Below are 16,309 nucleotides of genomic sequence, written 5' to 3'. Positions count from 1 at the left end.
CATCCATTCGCCGGTGACCGGCTGAATTGCCCGGAAGGACCGGGGTTGGATGCGTTGCTTGACGTCAGACGCTTACGGAGCAGCCGAGGCGCTCGCGGGCCTTCTAGCGGTACGTTCCGGTGAAAGCAAGCCTCTGGCGCCGCATTCAGATACATCGTAAGATATATCTTGACTCTCTCGATTGGCTCGCATAATTAAGATATATCGTAAGATACAGCTCAAGGAGCAATCAATGCACAAACATTTTGGGAACAATCATTTCGGCGAGCGCATGTTCATGCACATGGCCGGCAAATTCGGCGGCAAATTTGGTGGCAGAGGGGGCGGCGGTTTTGGCCCGTTCGGGCATGGCGGTCGCGGTGGCGGGCGGGGCGGCCCGGGCGACATGTTCCGCGCCGGGCGCATGCTGGCCGACGGCGACCTCAAGCTGATCACGCTGTCGCTGCTGGCCGAGGCCCCGCGCCACGGCTACGACATCATCAAGGCCTTGGAAGAGCGCACCAGCGGCATCTACAGCCCGAGCCCGGGCGTGGTCTACCCGACGCTGACCTTCCTGGAAGAGGCCGGCTATGCCGCCTCCGCCGCCGACGGCAACAAGAAGGTGTTTTCGATCACCGAAGCTGGCCAGGCGCATCTCGCCGATAACCGCGAGATGATCGACGGCGTGCTCGACCATCTCGAGCGCTTCGGCCGCAAAATGGCGAAGGCGCGCGACTGGTTCGGCTGGAACGACGAGAGCGATGAGGGCGGGCGTCGTGGCGGCCGGGGTAGCGGCGGGGATCGTTCGGAAGCGCGCGACGAATTCCGCGCAGTCCGCCACCGGTTGCGCGCGGCTCTGGGCGACTTCGTCGACGCCCCGGCCGACAAGCAGGCCGAGGCGATCGCCATCCTCGAAGCCGCCGCCGAGGCTCTGGAAGCGCTGTCGCACAAGTAAGCTCGTCCAGCCGACCGGACGCAGCCCTTGCCCGCTGGGCCAAGGACCGATAGTGAAATTCATCCCGCGTCACTCTACATGGTGCGGGATGAATGCTGTTGGAGGAAGCCCGATGTCTTTTCTGAAGCGTCTTTTCGGCGGTGGCGCCAGCGGAGCCGAAACGGCTGGGCCAACGAGCGCAGCGCCGGCCAAGCAGGTCGAGCACAAGGGCTTCCTGATCAGCGCCATGCCCTACAAGGCGGATGGCCAATACCAGACCTGCGGCGTCGTCTCCAAGGAGATCGACGGTGTGGTGAAGGAACACAAATTCATCCGTGCCGACCGTTTCGCCGGGCTCGACGACGCCGTCGACATCTCGATCAAGAAGGGCATCCAATTGGTCGACGAGCAGGGCGACCGGATTTTTGGGTAGATCACCGCCAGCAGGTCACTGCCTAACCATGCAGGCCTTTGCGCCACGATGGACCTCTCGGTCCGGGTTGACGTACGACCGCCGGCGGATCAACTCGTCCTGGCGGGATCGATCGTCATCAGGCGGGTCCTGGCCTCGATCAGATGCCTTCTCGCGGCCCTTATCCGGCCGCACAATGCCAAGTTAAGAGCGACGCCGCCTTCCTCGTCCAGCAAGTCATTCGCGCGCTTCAGAGAGCGCTCGGCTCTCCTTATACGCAGTCTGGCGTTGGCCGCTTCGATGCTGTGAATGTCAATCATTGTGCCGCGTCCTTTGCGGTTCCGGTCCCTTCATGGACTAAACCGCCGCGGATCCTATTGGTTCCGGCGCTGAGACTATGGCTGCGGTTTCGGCTATTTCGTTGTGGTGTTGAATTCACGGTTTGCCGCATAATCGATAACGAAGGTGCCCTCGGGAGCGCGAACGCCCTGCCTCACATTTGAGATGGTCACCGTCGTGGTAAGTCCCTTCTCGTCGGTGAGGCTCCATCTGCGCAGATCGAGCGATTTTCTGTCGAACACCATGGAGATGTTCGAATTGCCGAAAGCCGATCTGTCGGCCAGCTTGACGGTAATCTGAGCGCCGTCTTCTCTGATGCTTTTGACGCGACTGCCGGAGAAGTCGACCTTGTTGTCGAGCAGCAGCTTAAGCGGCGTCTTCGAGAGAGCATAAAGCCGCGATGTCTTCAGTCTTGTGTTGTAAACCATCAGGGATTTGCCATCCGCGATCACGCTGACCCCAGATTGGCCTGCATAGTTGAACCGGATCTTGCCTGGGCGTTGGAGAAAAAACCTGCCGTGTTTTCTTTCCGCTTTCGGGCCTGATTGCACGAAATCCCCTGACATGGATTTCACCGATGAGAAGTGATCGGCAATCGTCTTTGCTTCAACCGGCGCGGCCGGAGCCCCGGCATTCACCGCGGCAACGCCGATAACGGCACACAAGAAACCCAGCAGCTTTTTGATCCGATAGGCCATTCGATTAACCCCCAGCAGACGCGTGATCGAAGGAGATCACGCGTTGAGATCAGTAGCCGTTCGGGCACCGCGCGACGTAAACCCGGCCGTACCGATCGCGATATCTGCACTGGCCGGCTTCGCTGGCGTGGCCGATGACGGCCCCTGCTATCGCACCAACCGCACCGCCAACAACCGCCCCTTCCACAGGGTCTCCGGCCACCGCGGCGCCTACGGCCGCGCCACCCAAGCCGCCGACGGCGGCGCCTTGTTCGGTACGGGAGCACGCCGAGAGCGGAATGAGCAGGCTCAAAATGAGCAGCGTATTTTTCATTGGTTCTCTCCTGGGGCTACTATTAGCCAAAGCTTAAATGCTCAAGAGAGCTTTTCGATCCATCGACCGTTGCCTGCCATTCAAGCCTGGCCGTGGCGGAGCCACGCGCCTTCGGCTCAAATGCCTGCGATCGCCAAAAGCCAGGCCAGGATGTCGAGCAGCAGAAACAGCAGCGCAATCTGCAGCGCCACCCGCAGCCGCTGGATAATTCGCCAGTTGCCGGCCATGTCCGCCTTGATGCGAAGGGCAAGCGCGCGGCGCATGGCCGACATCGTCGTCGGCCTGTCGCCGTCGACATATTGATCAAGCAGCTCTTCCGGATCGAAGCGGAATGTATATTGGTGGTAGGGCCAAAGCATGAAGACGATCAACCCGCCGATGCCGAACAGCAGGGCCACCGCGGTCCAGTCCCAGAGCCCAAGCCCATTGGAAAGGGCCGCACCGCCGAGCAATGAGTTTGCGAATGCGGTGGCAAAGACAAGGCTGCCGGCGCGGGTGCTCATGTTCTCCACAAGGGTCTGCTGTTGCGTGAGACCTCTCACCGCCTCCTGATAAATGAATGCAAGACGCGGATCGTCGTCGGCAACAGCGCTTGCGGCAATTCTGTTGCTTTCGCTTCCACTCGGATGTTCCGCCATCAGGGTGTCCTCTCTGGCGTGGACTGGATGCGCGAGCTCAGTCGAGATCCCACGGTGCAAATGTTGTCCGTGGACTGCCCCGCGCAAGGGGGGGAACGGATGAAACAGGGGACAGGATCCGTGGCGAACCGAACGGGCCAGGCTGATTGCGCGCCTGGCCAGCAAGGTTTGGGAAATCGACCCGGGCTAAGCCGGCTGCAACTCCCTGCGCGGCAGTGGCGGGAACGCGATGGCGATGCCGACCGCGCCGAGCCCGATAAGAGCCGAGCCGATGAACAGCCAGGAATAGTTGGCGTAGGCGTCGAACACCATGCCGCCGGCAAGCGGTCCCAGCGCCATGCCGAGGCTGGACAGCATGGTGGCGGCGCCGAACACGGTGCCGAGGATGCGCTGGCCGAAATATTCGCGCGCCAGCACCGCATAGAGCGGCATGACACCGCCATAGGTGGCACCGAAGATAACGGCCAGCATGTAGAACTGCTCAAGCTGGCTGATCGACAGATAGGCGGCAATGACGATCGCCTGGATCGCCAGGCCCGCGATCAGCACCGGCTTGACGCCCAGCCTGTCGGCCAGCACGCCGTAGAAGAGCCGGCCGCCGAGGCCTGCCAGGCCTTCGACACTGTAGATCGAGACCGCTGCCATGGGGGCGACGCCGCACAGCATGGCATAGCTGACCATGTGGAAGATCGGCCCGGAATGCGCCGCGCAGCAGGCAAAGAAGGTCAGCCCCAGCACGATGAATTGCGGCGAGCGCAGCGCCTGGCCGACCGTCAGGCCGGCACCTTCGGCAACCGGCGCGGAGCCGGTGTCGACTAAGACGGGCTTCGGCGGCTGGCGCACCAGCAGCACCGCCGGCAACAGCAGCACCCAGGCGGTAATGCCGATGTCGAACATGGCGGTGCGCCAATCATAGGCGGAGATCAACCAGCGGGCGAAGGGTGAGATCGTCATCGGCGCCACGCCCATGCCGGCCGAGACCAACGAGACGGCAAGGCTGCGGTTGGTGTCGAACCAGCCTGTGGTCAGCGCGATCATCGGCGCGAAAAAGGCGCTTGCCGCGAGACCGACCAGCACGCCATAGGTGACCTGGAAGCTCAGCAGCGAACCGGCGCGGCTGGCCAGCACCAGCGCCAGCCCGAGCAGCACCGCGCCGATCATCACGACGATGCGGGCGCCAAAACGGTCCGATATCGCGCCCCAGGCGAAGCCACCAAGGCCCATCACCAGGAAGTTGAGCGTCATGGCGCTGGAAATGCCGGCGCGCGACCAGTTGGTGTCGATCGCCATCGGCTCGAGGAAGATCGCCAGCGAAAACATCGTCCCGATGGCGACACAGGACATCAGCGCGCCAGCGGCGACGATGACCCAACGATAGGAAAGGCTCATTCAAATCTCCCATGCCTAAGGGCAGCGCTGCGCGCTGCTTGCACCCGAAGGACGCCGGCACCGGGTTCGATCCTACAATCCGGTTGCATTTTTTATCCAGTTTGACGTGACGCCGTTTTCAGTAGCTCAGATCGGCAGTTCCGACGTGTATTTGATCGTCTGGCTGGGGACGTCGGTCTTGACGTTCTGCACGCCCTTGATGCGGCTCAGATGCTCCGACTGGAAGCGGCGGTAATCGTCGATGCCGGCCGCCACCACACGCACCATGGCGTCGCAATCGCCGAGCATCAGGTAGCACTCCATCACCTGCGGCAGCTTGGCGACTTCGGTGGCGAAATGCTCGATCGTGTCCTCGTCCTGCGTTTTCAACCAGATGCGGGTGAAGAAGGTCAGGCCCTTGCCGATGCTGGCGGGGTTGAGCACGGCGACGTAGCGGTCGATGACACCGGCCTCCTCCAGCAGCTTCACGCGACGCAGGCAAGGCGATGGCGACAGCCCGACCTCATTGGCCAGATCGTTGTTGGCCATGCGGCCGTCGCGCTGCAGCGCCCGCAGGATCCGCTTGTCGATCTCATCAAGTTTCATGGCTCTGGATTCCATCTATTTATGGCTTTGTAGCGCCAAATGCCAAATTCTGATGAAACACAACAATCTTCGCAACCAAATTGTGAGCCGGTGCCGCTATGTTTGCGGCCGACATCACAAGAGTCCAGAAGCAACCCGGGAGCGGCGGCCGCGAGGCGCGCCAGGGGAGACGCATGAGCATTTCACAGGCAGTCGAGGCGGCGGGCAATGGTTCGGGCGAGTTCCGCCGTGGCGTGGCGTCCTGCGCGCCGGTGCTGTTCGGCACCATCCCCTATGCGCTGGTGCTTGGCGCCCAGGCCACGCAGAAAGGCTTAAGCACGGTCGAACTGTCTGCCATGACAGGGCTGAACTTCGCCGGCGGCTCGGAATTCGCGGCGATCCAGTTGTGGACGTCGCCGCCGCACGTCGTGCTCATCGTCGCCATCACCTTCCTGGTCAACAGCCGTCACCTGCTGATGGGTGCGGCACTGGCGCCGTTCTTGCGCCACCTGCCACGACGCAAGGTGTTTCCGGCGCTTTTCTTTATGTGCGATGAAAGCTGGGCGCTGGGCCTGGCCGATGCCAAGCAGCGCACCGCTGCCGGCATCACGCCGGCCTTCAGCCCGCGCTACTATATGGGCGCGGCGCTGGCGATGTATCTCACCTGGGTGGTCTTCACCACGTTGGGCGCTTTGCTCGGTCCGATGCTCGGCGACGTCGGGGCCTATGGTTTCGACATGGCGTTCCCGGCTGTCTTCCTGGTGCTGATGCGCGGCATGTGGACGGACATCGCGGCGGCGCGGCCCTGGCTGGTCAGCCTGATCGTTGCAGCACTGGTCTATCTCTTCGTCCCCGGTGCCTGGTATGTCGCCGCGGGCGCCATGTCGGGTCTGGTCGCGGCCTGGCTGATGGCGGGTGATGCATGATCGACGCAATGACCTTTTTCACCATCGTGCTGATGGCCGGCGTCACTTATCTGACGCGCATCGGCGGCTATGTCGTGCTGCGCAACCGCACACTCAGCACGCGTGCAACGGCGGTCATGGAAGCCGCGCCTGGTTGCGTGCTGATCTCTGTCATCGCACCGGCCTTCGTGTCGAAGTCCCCGGCGGATATTCTGGCGCTGGCTGTTACTCTGGTAGCCGCCACGCGGCTTTCCATGCTGCCGACCGTGCTGATCGGAGTCAGCGCCGCTGGTCTGCTGAGGCACCTCATCGGCTAGAACGAAAAAGGCAGGCGCGCACGCCTGCCTTTCGAAGCGGACAAATTTTGGCTCTTTACGCGGCAGCCGCGACACCCTGGCTGGCGGCCACCACGGCATCGACCTTGGCGGTCGCCTTGGCGAGCGCTGCGGTCACCGCGTCAGGACCCATGCCGACGCCTTCGATGCGGATGACATCGACGTCGGTCATGCCGAGGAAGCCGAGCACGCCGCGCAGGTAGGGAATGGCGTGATCGAACTGCACGGCCGCACCTTCGGAGTAGATGCCGCCCGAAGCCAGCACGATATAGACCTTCTTGCCGGTGACGAGACCCTTGGGGCCGTTCTCGCCATAGGCAAAGCTCTTGCCGGAACGAGAGATGTGATCGACCCAGGACTTCAGTGTCGAGGAGATGTTGAAGTTGATGAAGCCTGTGGCCAGGATCACCGTGTCGGCGGCAAACAGCTCGTCGAGCACCACATCGGAGACGCCGACGACTTCAGCCTGGCGCGCAGTGCGGGCTTCCGCCGGCACGTAGATGCCGCTGGCGTAGTCGGCATCGATATGCGGCAGCGGGTTGGCGACGAGGTCGCGCACGACGAGCGTGTTCGACGGATCGGCGGCGACGAGCTTTTCAGCGAATTCGGTAGCGATGCGGGTCGAATGCGAGGCGGCGCCCCGCGGGCTTGAGGTGACAAGAAGAATGGACATTTTGGGCTCTCCAGCGGTTGGAATGATTTGTCCCACCAGATATGGGGCTTTCGATCCATTCAATAAACTGGTATATTTTCTATACGATCCATCTATAAGTTAGATATAGTGATGCAGCCCAACCCGACGCTCGATCAACTTCAGATCTTTGTGACAGTCGCCGAAGCCGGCAGCTTCTCGGCCGCCGGCCGCAAGCTCAACCGGGCACAGTCCGTGATCAGCTACGGCATCGCCAATCTCGAGGCGCAGCTGGGGCTGAAACTGTTCGAGCGCGAGGGCACGCGCGAGCCGCAATTGACCGAGATCGGCCGGGCGATGCTGGAGGATGCGCGCCGCATGATCGGCGTGCTGCAGCGCATCCGCTCGCGCGTCGACGGCCACCACCAGGGGCTCGAGGCCGAAGTCGCGCTGTCGGTCGATGCGGCGCTGCCGTCGCCGGTGCTGGTGCGGGTGTTGAAGGCATTCGAGGTGCAGTTTCCGACCGTGATGCTGCGCCTGCATATCGGCACGCTCGGCCTGATCCCCGATCATGTCGTCAGCGGGCAGGCCGACCTTGGCATTGGCGGCCTGCTGGGCGATGTCGATGTGCATCTCGCGCGCATCGGCTTCATGTCGATCGTGCTGGCCGCCGCGCCCAGCCATCCGCTGGCCCTGCTGCCGAAGCCGGTGGCGATCGAGGATGCGCGCGAACACACGCAGCTTGTCGTCACCGACCAGTCGGAGCGTACCAAGGGGCGCGACTTCGGAGTCTTCGCCTACCGTACCTGGCGGCTGACGGATGTGCGCACCAAGCATATGCTGATGCGCGAGGGGCTGGGCTGGGGCGGGCTGCCGCGCTGGCTGATAGCAGACGACCTGGCGAGTGGCCGGCTGGTCGAAATCGACCTCGAATCCTTCAGGGAGGTGAGTTCGCCGCTGTTTGCCATGCACCGCAACGATCGCAGCCCTAAGCCAGCGGCCGCCTGGCTGATCGACCAGTTCAAGCGCCAACTCGGCTGCTTCAACGAGTTCGAACCGGGCGAGGTGCCTGAGGAAGAGACAGGCCATCGATCAGTGCTATGAGCACCGCGCGGTAGTCCTGAACTGACGCACCGGCCTCGATGGCCAGGGCGGCACGATCGAAGGCGGAGCCGAGCAGTGCGGTCAGCGCGTCGGCCGGCAATCTCGTCATCGTTTGCGCCCGCATCGCCGCGACCAGCCCTTCGCGCAGCGAGCGGTTGCCATGGCGGTTGTCGATCGCGTCCATGGCGGCGCGGCCAAGCACGGCCGGGCCGTCGAGCAGCAGCAGGCGCGTGCGGCCTGGCGTGCGCATGGCGGTGAGATAGGCGTCGGAACCGGCAATCAGTGCGTCGCGGGCATTGAGTGATGGCGCCGAGGCGCGCTCGATCTCCTCGGCGACCGCTGCCGCCTCCTGGTCGACCACGGCGGCAAACAGCGCCTGCTTGTCGGCGAAGTGATGGTAAAGCGCGCCGCGCGTGACGCCGGCGGCAGCGGCGATCTCCGGCGTGCCGGTCTCGGCATAGGATTTTTCCGTAAACAGCTTTCGCGCCGCGGCAATCAGGTCGGCGCGCGTCGCCTCGGTACGGTCACGGTTGGAACGACGCGCGGAATCGCGTTGCATACATGCAGCCTGTATGTTAATTCAATTTACATGCAGACTGTATGTTAATTGACGGGAGAAGGAAAGATGAAGACGACGAGCTATTACCCGGTGCTGATGACCGGCGACGTCGCCGGCACGACGGCGTTCTATGTCGAGCATTTCGGCTTCCAGCCGCTGTTTGAAAGCGACTGGTATGTGCATCTGCAATCGGTGGACAACAAACGCGTCAATCTCGGCATCGTCCAGGGCGACCACGAGACCATCCCGAAGGAGGGGCGGGGCCGCACATCGGGCCTGCTGATCAATTTCGAGGTTCGCGACCCGGACGCGGTCTATGAGCGGATCCTTGCCGCCGGCCTGCCGATCCTCCGATCCTTGCGCGACGAGCCCTTCGGCCAGCGCCATTTCATCACCAAAGACCCCAATGGCGTGCTGATCGACGTCATCAAGCCGATTCCGCCGAGCGAGGCGTTTCTAGCACAGTACGCCGAGGGGGCTGGGGAACGGTGACCGTCCTCAGCCCGCCCTTGCCACCGGCGTCACCGTCACCTGGCTGACGCCGGTGCGGCGCACCACGGTGCATTGTGTCTCGCGGCCGATGCGCTCGGCGTCGAGCACGCGCACCAGGTCGTCGACGCCGGTGACCGGGCGGCCGTCTATTGCGGCGATGATGTCGCCCTCCTTCAAGCCGGCCTTGGCCGCCGGGCCGTCCTTCTCGACGCTGCGCAGGCGAACCGCCGTGCTGGTCGAGACTTGCGACAACAGGGCAGCGCGTCGCGGCAGATTGACGGTGTCGGCCGAGACGCCGATGAAGGCGCGGCGCACGCGGCCGAAGCGGATGATCTCCGAAATGACGAAATTGGCGGTGTTGGAGGCAACCGCGAAGGCGATGCCTTGCGCGCCATGGATCATGGCGGTGTTGACGCCGATGACCTCGCCGGCCGACGACACCAGCGGTCCGCCGGAATTGCCGGGATTGAGCGCTGCGTCGGTCTGGATAACGTCGTCGATCAGTCGGCCGGTGGAGGCGCGCATCGAGCGGCCGAGCGCAGAGACGACGCCCGAGGTGACGGTCCATTCGAAGCCCAGAGGATTGCCGATTGCAATGGCGATCTGGCCGCGCCGCAGCCGCTTGGAATCGCCCAACGGTGCGATATCGGCAAAGCTGCCGTCGGCGCGCACCAGCGCGATGTCGGTGTCGGGATCGCGGCCAAGCACGCGGCCTTCGCGAGAAGCACCGTCCGGCATCGACACGCGCACCGTCCTGGCGTCGCCGACGACGTGGAAATTGGTGACGACCAGCCCGTCCGGCGCGATGACGAAGCCGGAGCCATGGCCGCCCTGACCGCCAACGCGCTCGATGCGGCAGACGGCCGGACCGATGCGGTCGACGGCGTCGGCAACCGTCGTCGAATAGGCGTCGAGCAGCGTATCATCGGTTTGGAATTTGGCGACGGCGAGGGCCATGGGAGGGCTCCGTGTGTTCAGGCTTGATCGTGACTATATGTGCGGAGCGGCTGGAACCGCAGCGACCTGACCAGATGGCCAGTCAAACCGGCAACTAGCCGTCAGGCGAGTACCCGCGGACGCGCTGTCGAGCGATATCTGGGGCATGGATGAACCCAGGAGACCATTATGAGCGATTTCAATCTGAGCGCGTTTTCGCAAGCCGTCGCCGATCTCGCCGCCAAGGCCGCGCCGGCAACGGCTGGCTTCGCCACGCATCATCACCGCACGGCAAGCGCCTTCCACTGGCGCGACGGCTATTTCGTCACCGCTGAAGAGGCTGTCGAGGCCGGCGAGGAGATCGAACTGGTGTTGGCTTCGGGGGAAACGGTGAAGGCCGAGCTGGTTGGCCGCGACCCTTCTACCGGTGTTGCCCTGCTGAAGCCGGCGGAGGCCGTCAGCGCCGCGCCGTTGGCCAAGGCCGATGCGGTGCGGCCGGGCAACATCGCCATTGCCATCGGCAGCAGTGACGGTTCCGCTTTGGCTGTTTCAGGCTCGGTGGGCGAAGTCGGCCCGGCCTGGCGCTCGATGCGCGGCGGCACCATCGACCGGCGCATCAATCTTGCCGTCGGCGCCGGCGGCCGTTTCGAGGGCGGCCCGGTTCTCGACGCCAAGGGTGCGCTGATCGGCATGCTGTTGTTCGGACCGCGCCACCGGGCGCTGGTCATGCCTTACGAGACGATCGAGCGGGCGGTCGCGACCTTGCGCGAAAAGGGCCATGTCGCGCGCGGCTATCTCGGCGCCGGCCTGCATCCGGTACGCGACCGCGACGCGCACGGCGCGATGGTGATGAGTCTCGATGACGATGGTCCCGCGAAGGCCGCCGGTCTCTCTCTTGGCGATATCATCGTGGCGTGGAACGGTGAGGCGGTGCACGGCCCGCGGGACCTGATCCGCAGGCTCGGACCCGACAGTGCCGGCGCTTCGGTGACGCTCGGTGTCGTGCGCGGCGGCGAACAGCGCGATGTCGCGCTGACAATCGGCGAAAAGCCGCTGAGCTGAGAGGATCCATGGACACGCTCACCGGCGACCGGATCATGCATGACGGTGCCGTCTCGCGGCGGCTGGTGGTGCTGATTGCGCTTGGCGATGCGTCACGCGCCGAGCGCCTGGCGGCATCGCTGGCCGCGAGCGATGACCTGCTGCCGGTCGTGGCTGGCGGTGGAAGAGCCGACGTCGCCATCGTTGACGACAGCATTGGTGATGGCGTGCCGGCCCTCATTCCACGGGTGCTGCTGACCGGACGCGCTGGCGGCGAGTGGCCCGCCGGTGAGGTGCTGGCCGTGATGTCCGCTGGCGCGGACGATTTGTTGATCGCCGCGGCGGCGCGGCTGGCCGCGGCCGGCTATCGCGTCTCGGGCGAGCGCGGAAGCGGACGCCATGAGGATTTCCGTGCCGGCGATGGCGAGCCGTTCGAGGAGGAAGCCTCCGACGAGCATGCCGCCCGGCCTTCGCTGTCGCCGCGTGAGGCGGAAGTGTTGGCGCTGCTGGCCGAGGGCGCTCCAAACAAGGTGATCGCGCGGCGGCTCAACATTTCGGTGCACACCGCGAAGTTTCATGTCGCCGCAATCCTGATCAAGCTCGGTGCCGCCAACCGCACCGATGCGATTGCCATTGCGATGCGCCAAGGGCTGGTGCTGGTCTGATCCCGATCACACCGCCGCCTCGATATCGGTGAGGTGGAAATCATCACCCTTGAACAGGAGCGGCATGGCCTCGAGCCGCGCCGTGGCGTAGGCGATGCAGTCACCGAAGTTCAGCGCCGCCGGGTGCCGACCCTTGCCGTAGCGCAGGAAGGCTTGGCGGGCGACAGCTGCATGATCGGCGGTGAAGGCGACGGTCTCGATCGAGGCGGTGTGTAGGAAGCTGTCGAGGCGATCCAGGATTTCATCTTGCTTGCCGCCGGCAAGAACCATCGTCGTTTCAAGAAAAGTTGGCGCGGCCAGCAGGCGTCTCTTGGCCTGCGTGATCGCCAGCACGAAACGTTCGTGACCTGGCTCGGCGCGCAGAATGGCGACCAGGGCCGAGGAATCGATGATCATTTCGTCGGGATTCCGAACTCGTCGTATCCAAGGATTTCGTCGTCGGTCATCGCATTTTCGCGTTTGGGGATTTTTCCGGCGCTGTCGGAGATCGCCATCAACCGCTGAAACAGGTCGCTGGCTTCGTCGCGCGGCACCAGCCGCTCGCGTGCAACCTCGCGCTCGAGACTTTGGCGGATGGCCTCCGTCACCGAGACGCGCCGGCGGCGGGCAAGTTCGCGCGCCAGTTGCTCGACTTCCAGATTCTTGATCGATAGCGCCATTCTATATCATACCTATCCATATAGAATATATACCTAGGCGGTCGATAAATCCAGTAGGTTTGTAGTGCTGGCCAACGATAGCCTCCGCAACGTCACCGTGGCCTCCCGCAGCAAGCTCTTGATGTCCGAGGCCGTCACAGGCAAGGATCGCGCAGCGAGACAATGCAGGCGGAGGGAAAATGTCGCTCAAGGGAAAGACGCTGTTCATCTCCGGCGGGTCGCGCGGCATCGGGCTGGCGATCGCGCTGCGCGCCGCGCGTGACGGCGCCAATGTGACGATCGCGGCCAAGACCGCCGAACCGCATCCGAAGCTGCCGGGCACGATCTATACGGCGGCTGAAGAGATCGAACAGGCCGGCGGCAATGCGCTGCCTGTGCTGTGCGACATCCGTGAGGAGGCACAGGTGGCCGAGGCGGTCGCCAGGACCGTGGAGAAATTCGGCGGTATCGACATCTGCGTCAACAATGCCAGCGCCATCCAACTCACCGGCACGCTCGAGACCGACATGAAGCGCTATGATCTGATGCATCAGATCAACACGCGCGGTACCTTCCTGGTCTCGAAAATGTGCATTCCTCACCTGAAGTTGGCGCAAAATGCTCACATCCTGAATCTGGCGCCGCCGCTCGACATGAAGGCCAAGTGGTTCAGGAACCACGTCGCCTACACGATGGCCAAGTTCGGCATGTCGATGTGCACGCTGGGCATGAGTGCGGAGTTCGCCAAGGACAGCATCGCCGTCAATTCACTGTGGCCGATTTCGACCATCGACACGGCGGCGGTGCGCAATCTGCTCGGGGGCGCGAAGGTGGCGGCGATGAGCCGTTTGCCCGACATCATGGCCGACGCCGCGCATGCCATCTTCATGCGCCCCGCGCGCGAGACAACAGGTAATTTCTACATCGACGAGGAGGTGCTGCGCGCCGAGGGCGTCAGCGATTTTTCAGCCTATGCGCCAGGTGCGACCGGGCCTCTGGCCGGCGATTTCTTTGTCCCTGATGAGGTGTTTGCCCGCACGGACAGCAAGATCAAGAGCATCTACTAGATCCGCGTTATTGTGAGCGTCGAGCTAAGCCATCCGCCGTGGCTGAGCCACGGCAAAGCCTCGCGCAAACAAAGCGATAGGGCGCCAACCCTGCCGGGATGATTCAAGGTCCGGCAGGCGCTTGCTTACGCCTCATCCTTCTTGCCTTTGCTGAGGCCCATCAGCCGGTCGATATAGGCGAGCATGAGGGCCGAGACGACGAAGGCGAGGTGGATGATGGTCAGCCACATCAACTGGTCGGTCGTGTAGGTCGACGAGTTCAAAAACACCTGCAAAAGGTGGATGGACGAGATGGCGACGATGGTCGAGGCAACCTTGACCTTCAGCGAACCGACATCGATGGTGCCCAGCCAGTGCACGCCACCCTCCTGATCGTCGAAGCGGCTGACGAAGTTCTCGTAGCCCGAGATGATGACCATCACCACCAGCGAAGCGACCAGCGCGGCATCGATCAGGCCGAGCATCTTGAGGATAGTGTCGGTGTCTCCGAGCGTGAACGCCAGGGTAATGAACTCATAGAGCTTCTTGCCGAAGGACAGCGCATAGACGGCCAGTGCAAGGGCCAAGCCTATATAGAAAACGACGAGCAGCCAGCGCGACGCGAGAATGATCGATTCGATGGCGAGTTCGAGACGCTTCATAGGGTGATTCCGGCTGGTTATCTCTCGGACAATGGCCGTATTCCGCCAGGTCGCCACCGTTTGCAAGACAAAAAGCCCCGCCGGAGGGTCCGGCGGGGCTCAACGCGTCCCGCTGGAGTCGGGACGGGGCAGGGAACGCCCAGCGCGAATCTGGGGTGGCTGCGCCCGCGATTCAATGAGCCGTGTCTAATCCCCGAACAATTCTTGTTGAACCCGGCGCGTCGATCCACCCCCGGCAGTGCCGGGGATGGATGCTTCTCGTGCCGATTCCGCAAACCAGGTCATGGTTTTGAAATCATGACCTAATTGTTGCTGGCGACCGGCGCCACCAGCGAGGTGATGCGGCGGATGCCGACGCGCCGGTTCTCGCGGTTCGGCGCAGACGTATTGACCTTCAGATACTCCTCGCCATAGCCCTGTGTCGTCAGGTTCTCCGGCGGGATGCCGAAGGCGTTGGTCAGCGCCTCCGCCACCGATTCCGCGCGGCGATCTGACAGGGCGAGGTTGGCTTCAGGCGAGCCGACGGCGTCGGTGTGACCTTCGATCAGGAAGGTCTCGGCCGGGTTCTTCTTCAACAGCTTCTCCATTGCGGTGGCGACGCCCTCGAGCTTCTGCACCTCGGTGTCCGAGATAGAGGCCGAGCCGAATTCGAAGTTGAGCGTGTCGAGATCGACGCGCCGTGCGATGTCGCGCACGCGGGCCGAACGTTTGACCTCGTCGATCGAGTAGAGGCGCTGGACCTTCTCCACCGGTGGCTGTTCGAGGAAGGTGTAGTAGTCGTCCGGATCTTCGACATCCTCGGAGTCCAGAATGTACTCCTCGCGCGGGATTGTCAGCCGCATCGGCGGCAGATCATCGCCGGGATCGCGCCAGTCGCTGTCGTCCTCATAGTGCCGCTCATCGACATAGCTCAGCACATATTCGCGTCCATCCGGCGCAATGCGCGAACGCTGGATGACGTCGCCATAGCGGTTGCGAATGGTGACGATCTGGACACCGTTGTCACGCTCGACGATTTCCCGGGTGCGATTGCCCGAGAGATCCTCATAATAGACGTTCCTGGCGCCGCGGGTCATGCGCGGGGCGTCATTGCTCTCGACGAACGTCTGGTTGTTGAACTGCAGGATGACGCGGTCGCCGAGTTCCCTGACGACGTCGACGCCTTTCGGACGCCGGCGGTCGCGGACGTTCTCATGGGGTGCACGCTCTACGCGTGTGCCCTTTTCCTCGGTCACCGGCGCGATCTTCTCGGGCTTGATCTCCTGCTGTGCGGCCCTGTCGTCGGTGGGGGGCGGGCCTTGGTCGATGGGAGCAGCCACCGGCTTGCGGCCCTGATCGCCACCTTGCTGGGCATTTTGCCCGCCATTCTGCTGCTCGCCATCCTGGGGGACGATCTTGTCGCCCTGCTTGCGGCCGCCTCTGCGCTCGGCGTCCTTCTGGCTGTCCAGGATGGGAGCGGCGTTTGGATCGGCCGGTGCTTCGCCTTGCACCGGGTTTTCGCCCTGTACCGGTGCTGCCGTCTGACCATTGGCCGGTTGTTCGCCGGTGGCTGGCTGCTCGGCTGTGGCCGGCTGCTCGCCAACAGGTTTCCTGACACGCTTCTTCGTCGTGTCCTGGGGCTGCTCGCCCTGGGCCGCGGGCTGTTCGCCGGCAGGGGCCGTCGCCTCTCCAGCGGGAGCCTCCTTCGGTGCCGGGGCGACTTCAGGTTGGGCCTGCTGGTCCTGCCTGTTCTTCTTGCGCGGCTTGGCCTGCTCGCCGGGCTGATTGTCGTTGGCCGGTTCCGCCTGGCCGGCCGGCGCCTGCTCGGTTTGCTGCTGCTGGTCGCGCTTCTTCCTGCGCGGCTGCTGTTCCTCGGCTGGAGCGGCCTGTTCGGCCGGCGCCTGCTCGGTCTGCTGCTGCTGGTCGCGCTTCTTCCTGCGCGGCTGCTGTTCCTCGGCGGGTGCTGCCTGTTCGGCCGGCGCCTGCTCGGTCTGCTGCTGCTGGTCGCGCTTCTTCCTGCGCGGCTGCTGTTCCTCGGCGGGTGCTGCCT

General features: G+C 63.7%; 22 protein-coding genes. 9 read left to right on the top strand and 13 right to left on the bottom strand.

All coding sequences use genetic code 11. The features are described 5' to 3' along the window. Positions 1-232: 232 nt before the first annotated feature. Together NKH95_RS24155 and NKH95_RS24150 are read left to right on the top strand one after the other, a co-directional pair. Entirely contained in the window at positions 233-934 is a 702-nt protein-coding gene (locus NKH95_RS24155) for a PadR family transcriptional regulator (protein ID WP_352799414.1), read from the top strand. Positions 935-1,046: 112 nt separating this feature from the next. After that, complete coding sequence (locus NKH95_RS24150; protein WP_127297413.1) at positions 1,047-1,346, top strand: HlyU family transcriptional regulator; 300 nt, start codon at positions 1,047-1,049, stop codon at positions 1,344-1,346. Positions 1,347-1,435: 89 nt separating this feature from the next. Here the strand turns inward: NKH95_RS24150 and NKH95_RS24145 are convergent, their stop codons facing one another. The 6 genes from NKH95_RS24145 to NKH95_RS24120 all read right to left on the bottom strand — a co-directional run bounded on the left by NKH95_RS24145 (position 1,436) and on the right by NKH95_RS24120 (position 5,287). Then, positions 1,436-1,645, bottom strand: coding sequence for a hypothetical protein (locus tag NKH95_RS24145; protein WP_352893434.1), 210 nt, complete (start codon positions 1,643-1,645; stop codon positions 1,436-1,438). A gap of 93 nt (positions 1,646-1,738) precedes the next feature. Beyond that, complete coding sequence (locus tag NKH95_RS24140) at positions 1,739-2,362, bottom strand: outer-membrane lipoprotein carrier protein LolA (RefSeq protein WP_352799416.1); 624 nt, start codon at positions 2,360-2,362, stop codon at positions 1,739-1,741. A 49-nt stretch (positions 2,363-2,411) separates the two neighbouring features. Next, a complete protein-coding gene (locus NKH95_RS24135; protein WP_352893432.1) occupies positions 2,412-2,675 on the bottom strand; it encodes a YMGG-like glycine zipper-containing protein in 264 nt (87 codons plus the stop codon). 116 nt (positions 2,676-2,791) lie between these two features. After that, the gene (locus NKH95_RS24130) at positions 2,792-3,478 is read right to left on the bottom strand and encodes a hypothetical protein (RefSeq protein ID WP_352613118.1); all 687 of its coding nucleotides are present in this window, start codon (positions 3,476-3,478) and stop codon (positions 2,792-2,794) included. 21 nt (positions 3,479-3,499) lie between these two features. Further along, positions 3,500-4,702 carry an MFS transporter gene (locus NKH95_RS24125; protein WP_352893429.1) on the bottom strand — a complete coding sequence of 401 codons (1,203 nt, stop codon included), beginning with the start codon at positions 4,700-4,702 and terminating at the stop codon, positions 3,500-3,502. A 126-nt stretch (positions 4,703-4,828) separates the two neighbouring features. Further along, a complete protein-coding gene (locus NKH95_RS24120) occupies positions 4,829-5,287 on the bottom strand; it encodes an Lrp/AsnC family transcriptional regulator (protein WP_013530158.1) in 459 nt (152 codons plus the stop codon). Between the two features lie 173 nt (positions 5,288-5,460). Here NKH95_RS24120 and NKH95_RS24115 point away from each other — a divergent pair, with 173 nt between their 5' ends. Together NKH95_RS24115 and NKH95_RS24110 are read left to right on the top strand one after the other, a co-directional pair. Beyond that, positions 5,461-6,192, top strand: coding sequence for an AzlC family ABC transporter permease (locus NKH95_RS24115; RefSeq protein ID WP_352893427.1), 732 nt, complete (start codon positions 5,461-5,463; stop codon positions 6,190-6,192). Further along, entirely contained in the window at positions 6,189-6,488 is a 300-nt protein-coding gene (locus tag NKH95_RS24110; RefSeq protein WP_352613122.1) for an AzlD family protein, read from the top strand. Before NKH95_RS24115 ends, NKH95_RS24110 begins: the two co-directional genes overlap by 4 nt. Positions 6,489-6,543: 55 nt before the next feature. On the opposite strand, the gene NKH95_RS24105 is transcribed toward NKH95_RS24110, so the two are convergent. Continuing rightward, the gene (locus NKH95_RS24105) at positions 6,544-7,179 is read right to left on the bottom strand and encodes an FMN-dependent NADH-azoreductase (protein ID WP_023809654.1); all 636 of its coding nucleotides are present in this window, start codon (positions 7,177-7,179) and stop codon (positions 6,544-6,546) included. A gap of 111 nt (positions 7,180-7,290) precedes the next feature. On the opposite strand from NKH95_RS24105, the gene NKH95_RS24100 reads away from it, so the two are divergent. Next, a complete protein-coding gene (locus NKH95_RS24100) occupies positions 7,291-8,241 on the top strand; it encodes a LysR family transcriptional regulator (RefSeq protein ID WP_023809653.1) in 951 nt (316 codons plus the stop codon). Here the strand turns inward: NKH95_RS24100 and NKH95_RS24095 are convergent. Continuing rightward, complete coding sequence (locus NKH95_RS24095; RefSeq protein ID WP_352440464.1) at positions 8,180-8,800, bottom strand: TetR/AcrR family transcriptional regulator; 621 nt, start codon at positions 8,798-8,800, stop codon at positions 8,180-8,182. The genes NKH95_RS24100 and NKH95_RS24095 overlap by 62 nt on opposite strands. Positions 8,801-8,866: 66 nt before the next feature. Between NKH95_RS24095 and NKH95_RS24090 the strand changes: the two genes are divergently transcribed. Beyond that, positions 8,867-9,292 (top strand): VOC family protein, encoded by a 426-nt coding sequence (locus NKH95_RS24090; RefSeq protein WP_352677269.1) that lies wholly within the window; start codon positions 8,867-8,869, stop codon positions 9,290-9,292. A gap of 6 nt (positions 9,293-9,298) precedes the next feature. On the opposite strand, the gene NKH95_RS24085 is transcribed toward NKH95_RS24090, so the two are convergent. Beyond that, on the bottom strand, positions 9,299-10,249 hold the full coding sequence (locus NKH95_RS24085) for a S1C family serine protease (protein ID WP_023809650.1): 951 nt from the start codon (positions 10,247-10,249) through the stop codon (positions 9,299-9,301). 168 nt (positions 10,250-10,417) lie between these two features. Between NKH95_RS24085 and NKH95_RS24080 the strand changes: the two genes are divergently transcribed. Further along, positions 10,418-11,290 carry a S1C family serine protease gene (locus tag NKH95_RS24080; RefSeq protein WP_352440466.1) on the top strand — a complete coding sequence of 291 codons (873 nt, stop codon included), beginning with the start codon at positions 10,418-10,420 and terminating at the stop codon, positions 11,288-11,290. 8 nt (positions 11,291-11,298) lie between these two features. Beyond that, complete coding sequence (locus NKH95_RS24075) at positions 11,299-11,934, top strand: helix-turn-helix transcriptional regulator (RefSeq protein WP_352440467.1); 636 nt, start codon at positions 11,299-11,301, stop codon at positions 11,932-11,934. Between the two features lie 6 nt (positions 11,935-11,940). Here NKH95_RS24075 and NKH95_RS24070 read toward each other — a convergent pair whose 3' ends face one another. Further along, entirely contained in the window at positions 11,941-12,330 is a 390-nt protein-coding gene (locus NKH95_RS24070; protein ID WP_352555774.1) for a type II toxin-antitoxin system VapC family toxin, read from the bottom strand. Next, entirely contained in the window at positions 12,327-12,593 is a 267-nt protein-coding gene (locus NKH95_RS24065; protein ID WP_023809646.1) for a type II toxin-antitoxin system VapB family antitoxin, read from the bottom strand. Before NKH95_RS24065 ends, NKH95_RS24070 begins: the two co-directional genes overlap by 4 nt. A gap of 179 nt (positions 12,594-12,772) precedes the next feature. Here NKH95_RS24065 and NKH95_RS24060 point away from each other — a divergent pair, with 179 nt between their 5' ends. Next, a complete protein-coding gene (locus NKH95_RS24060; RefSeq protein ID WP_352893424.1) occupies positions 12,773-13,639 on the top strand; it encodes an SDR family oxidoreductase in 867 nt (288 codons plus the stop codon). A gap of 125 nt (positions 13,640-13,764) precedes the next feature. Here the strand turns inward: NKH95_RS24060 and NKH95_RS24055 are convergent, their stop codons facing one another. Continuing rightward, positions 13,765-14,280, bottom strand: coding sequence for a TIGR00645 family protein (locus NKH95_RS24055; RefSeq protein WP_023809644.1), 516 nt, complete (start codon positions 14,278-14,280; stop codon positions 13,765-13,767). Positions 14,281-14,582: 302 nt separating this feature from the next. Next, the coding region (locus NKH95_RS24050) for an OmpA family protein (RefSeq protein WP_352893423.1) at positions 14,583-16,309 on the bottom strand (1,727 nt) is incomplete at its 5' end.

This window comes from Mesorhizobium sp. M0848 (genome assembly GCF_040319805.1).
Taxonomy (GTDB): domain Bacteria; phylum Pseudomonadota; class Alphaproteobacteria; order Rhizobiales; family Rhizobiaceae; genus Mesorhizobium.
This window is presented reverse-complemented; position numbering and strand designations above follow the sequence as displayed.

Excerpts from the sequence above, each read along its gene's own strand:
- NKH95_RS24155 (WP_352799414.1), top strand. The coding sequence starts at position 233 with ATGCACAAACATTTTGGGAACAATCATTTCGGCGAGCGCATGTTCATG.
- NKH95_RS24150 (WP_127297413.1), top strand. The coding sequence starts at position 1,047 with ATGTCTTTTCTGAAGCGTCTTTTCGGCGGTGGCGCCAGCGGAGCCGAA.
- NKH95_RS24145 (WP_352893434.1), bottom strand. The coding sequence starts at position 1,645 with ATGATTGACATTCACAGCATCGAAGCGGCCAACGCCAGACTGCGTATA.
- NKH95_RS24140 (WP_352799416.1), bottom strand. The coding sequence starts at position 2,362 with ATGGCCTATCGGATCAAAAAGCTGCTGGGTTTCTTGTGTGCCGTTATC.
- NKH95_RS24135 (WP_352893432.1), bottom strand. The coding sequence starts at position 2,675 with ATGAAAAATACGCTGCTCATTTTGAGCCTGCTCATTCCGCTCTCGGCG.
- NKH95_RS24125 (WP_352893429.1), bottom strand. The coding sequence starts at position 4,702 with ATGAGCCTTTCCTATCGTTGGGTCATCGTCGCCGCTGGCGCGCTGATG.
- NKH95_RS24120 (WP_013530158.1), bottom strand. The coding sequence starts at position 5,287 with ATGAAACTTGATGAGATCGACAAGCGGATCCTGCGGGCGCTGCAGCGC.
- NKH95_RS24115 (WP_352893427.1), top strand. The coding sequence starts at position 5,461 with ATGAGCATTTCACAGGCAGTCGAGGCGGCGGGCAATGGTTCGGGCGAG.
- NKH95_RS24110 (WP_352613122.1), top strand. The coding sequence starts at position 6,189 with ATGATCGACGCAATGACCTTTTTCACCATCGTGCTGATGGCCGGCGTC.
- NKH95_RS24105 (WP_023809654.1), bottom strand. The coding sequence starts at position 7,179 with ATGTCCATTCTTCTTGTCACCTCAAGCCCGCGGGGCGCCGCCTCGCAT.
- NKH95_RS24100 (WP_023809653.1), top strand. The coding sequence starts at position 7,291 with ATGCAGCCCAACCCGACGCTCGATCAACTTCAGATCTTTGTGACAGTC.
- NKH95_RS24095 (WP_352440464.1), bottom strand. The coding sequence starts at position 8,800 with ATGCAACGCGATTCCGCGCGTCGTTCCAACCGTGACCGTACCGAGGCG.
- NKH95_RS24090 (WP_352677269.1), top strand. The coding sequence starts at position 8,867 with ATGAAGACGACGAGCTATTACCCGGTGCTGATGACCGGCGACGTCGCC.
- NKH95_RS24085 (WP_023809650.1), bottom strand. The coding sequence starts at position 10,249 with ATGGCCCTCGCCGTCGCCAAATTCCAAACCGATGATACGCTGCTCGAC.
- NKH95_RS24080 (WP_352440466.1), top strand. The coding sequence starts at position 10,418 with ATGAGCGATTTCAATCTGAGCGCGTTTTCGCAAGCCGTCGCCGATCTC.
- NKH95_RS24075 (WP_352440467.1), top strand. The coding sequence starts at position 11,299 with ATGGACACGCTCACCGGCGACCGGATCATGCATGACGGTGCCGTCTCG.
- NKH95_RS24070 (WP_352555774.1), bottom strand. The coding sequence starts at position 12,330 with ATGATCATCGATTCCTCGGCCCTGGTCGCCATTCTGCGCGCCGAGCCA.
- NKH95_RS24065 (WP_023809646.1), bottom strand. The coding sequence starts at position 12,593 with ATGGCGCTATCGATCAAGAATCTGGAAGTCGAGCAACTGGCGCGCGAA.
- NKH95_RS24060 (WP_352893424.1), top strand. The coding sequence starts at position 12,773 with ATGTCGCTCAAGGGAAAGACGCTGTTCATCTCCGGCGGGTCGCGCGGC.
- NKH95_RS24055 (WP_023809644.1), bottom strand. The coding sequence starts at position 14,280 with ATGAAGCGTCTCGAACTCGCCATCGAATCGATCATTCTCGCGTCGCGC.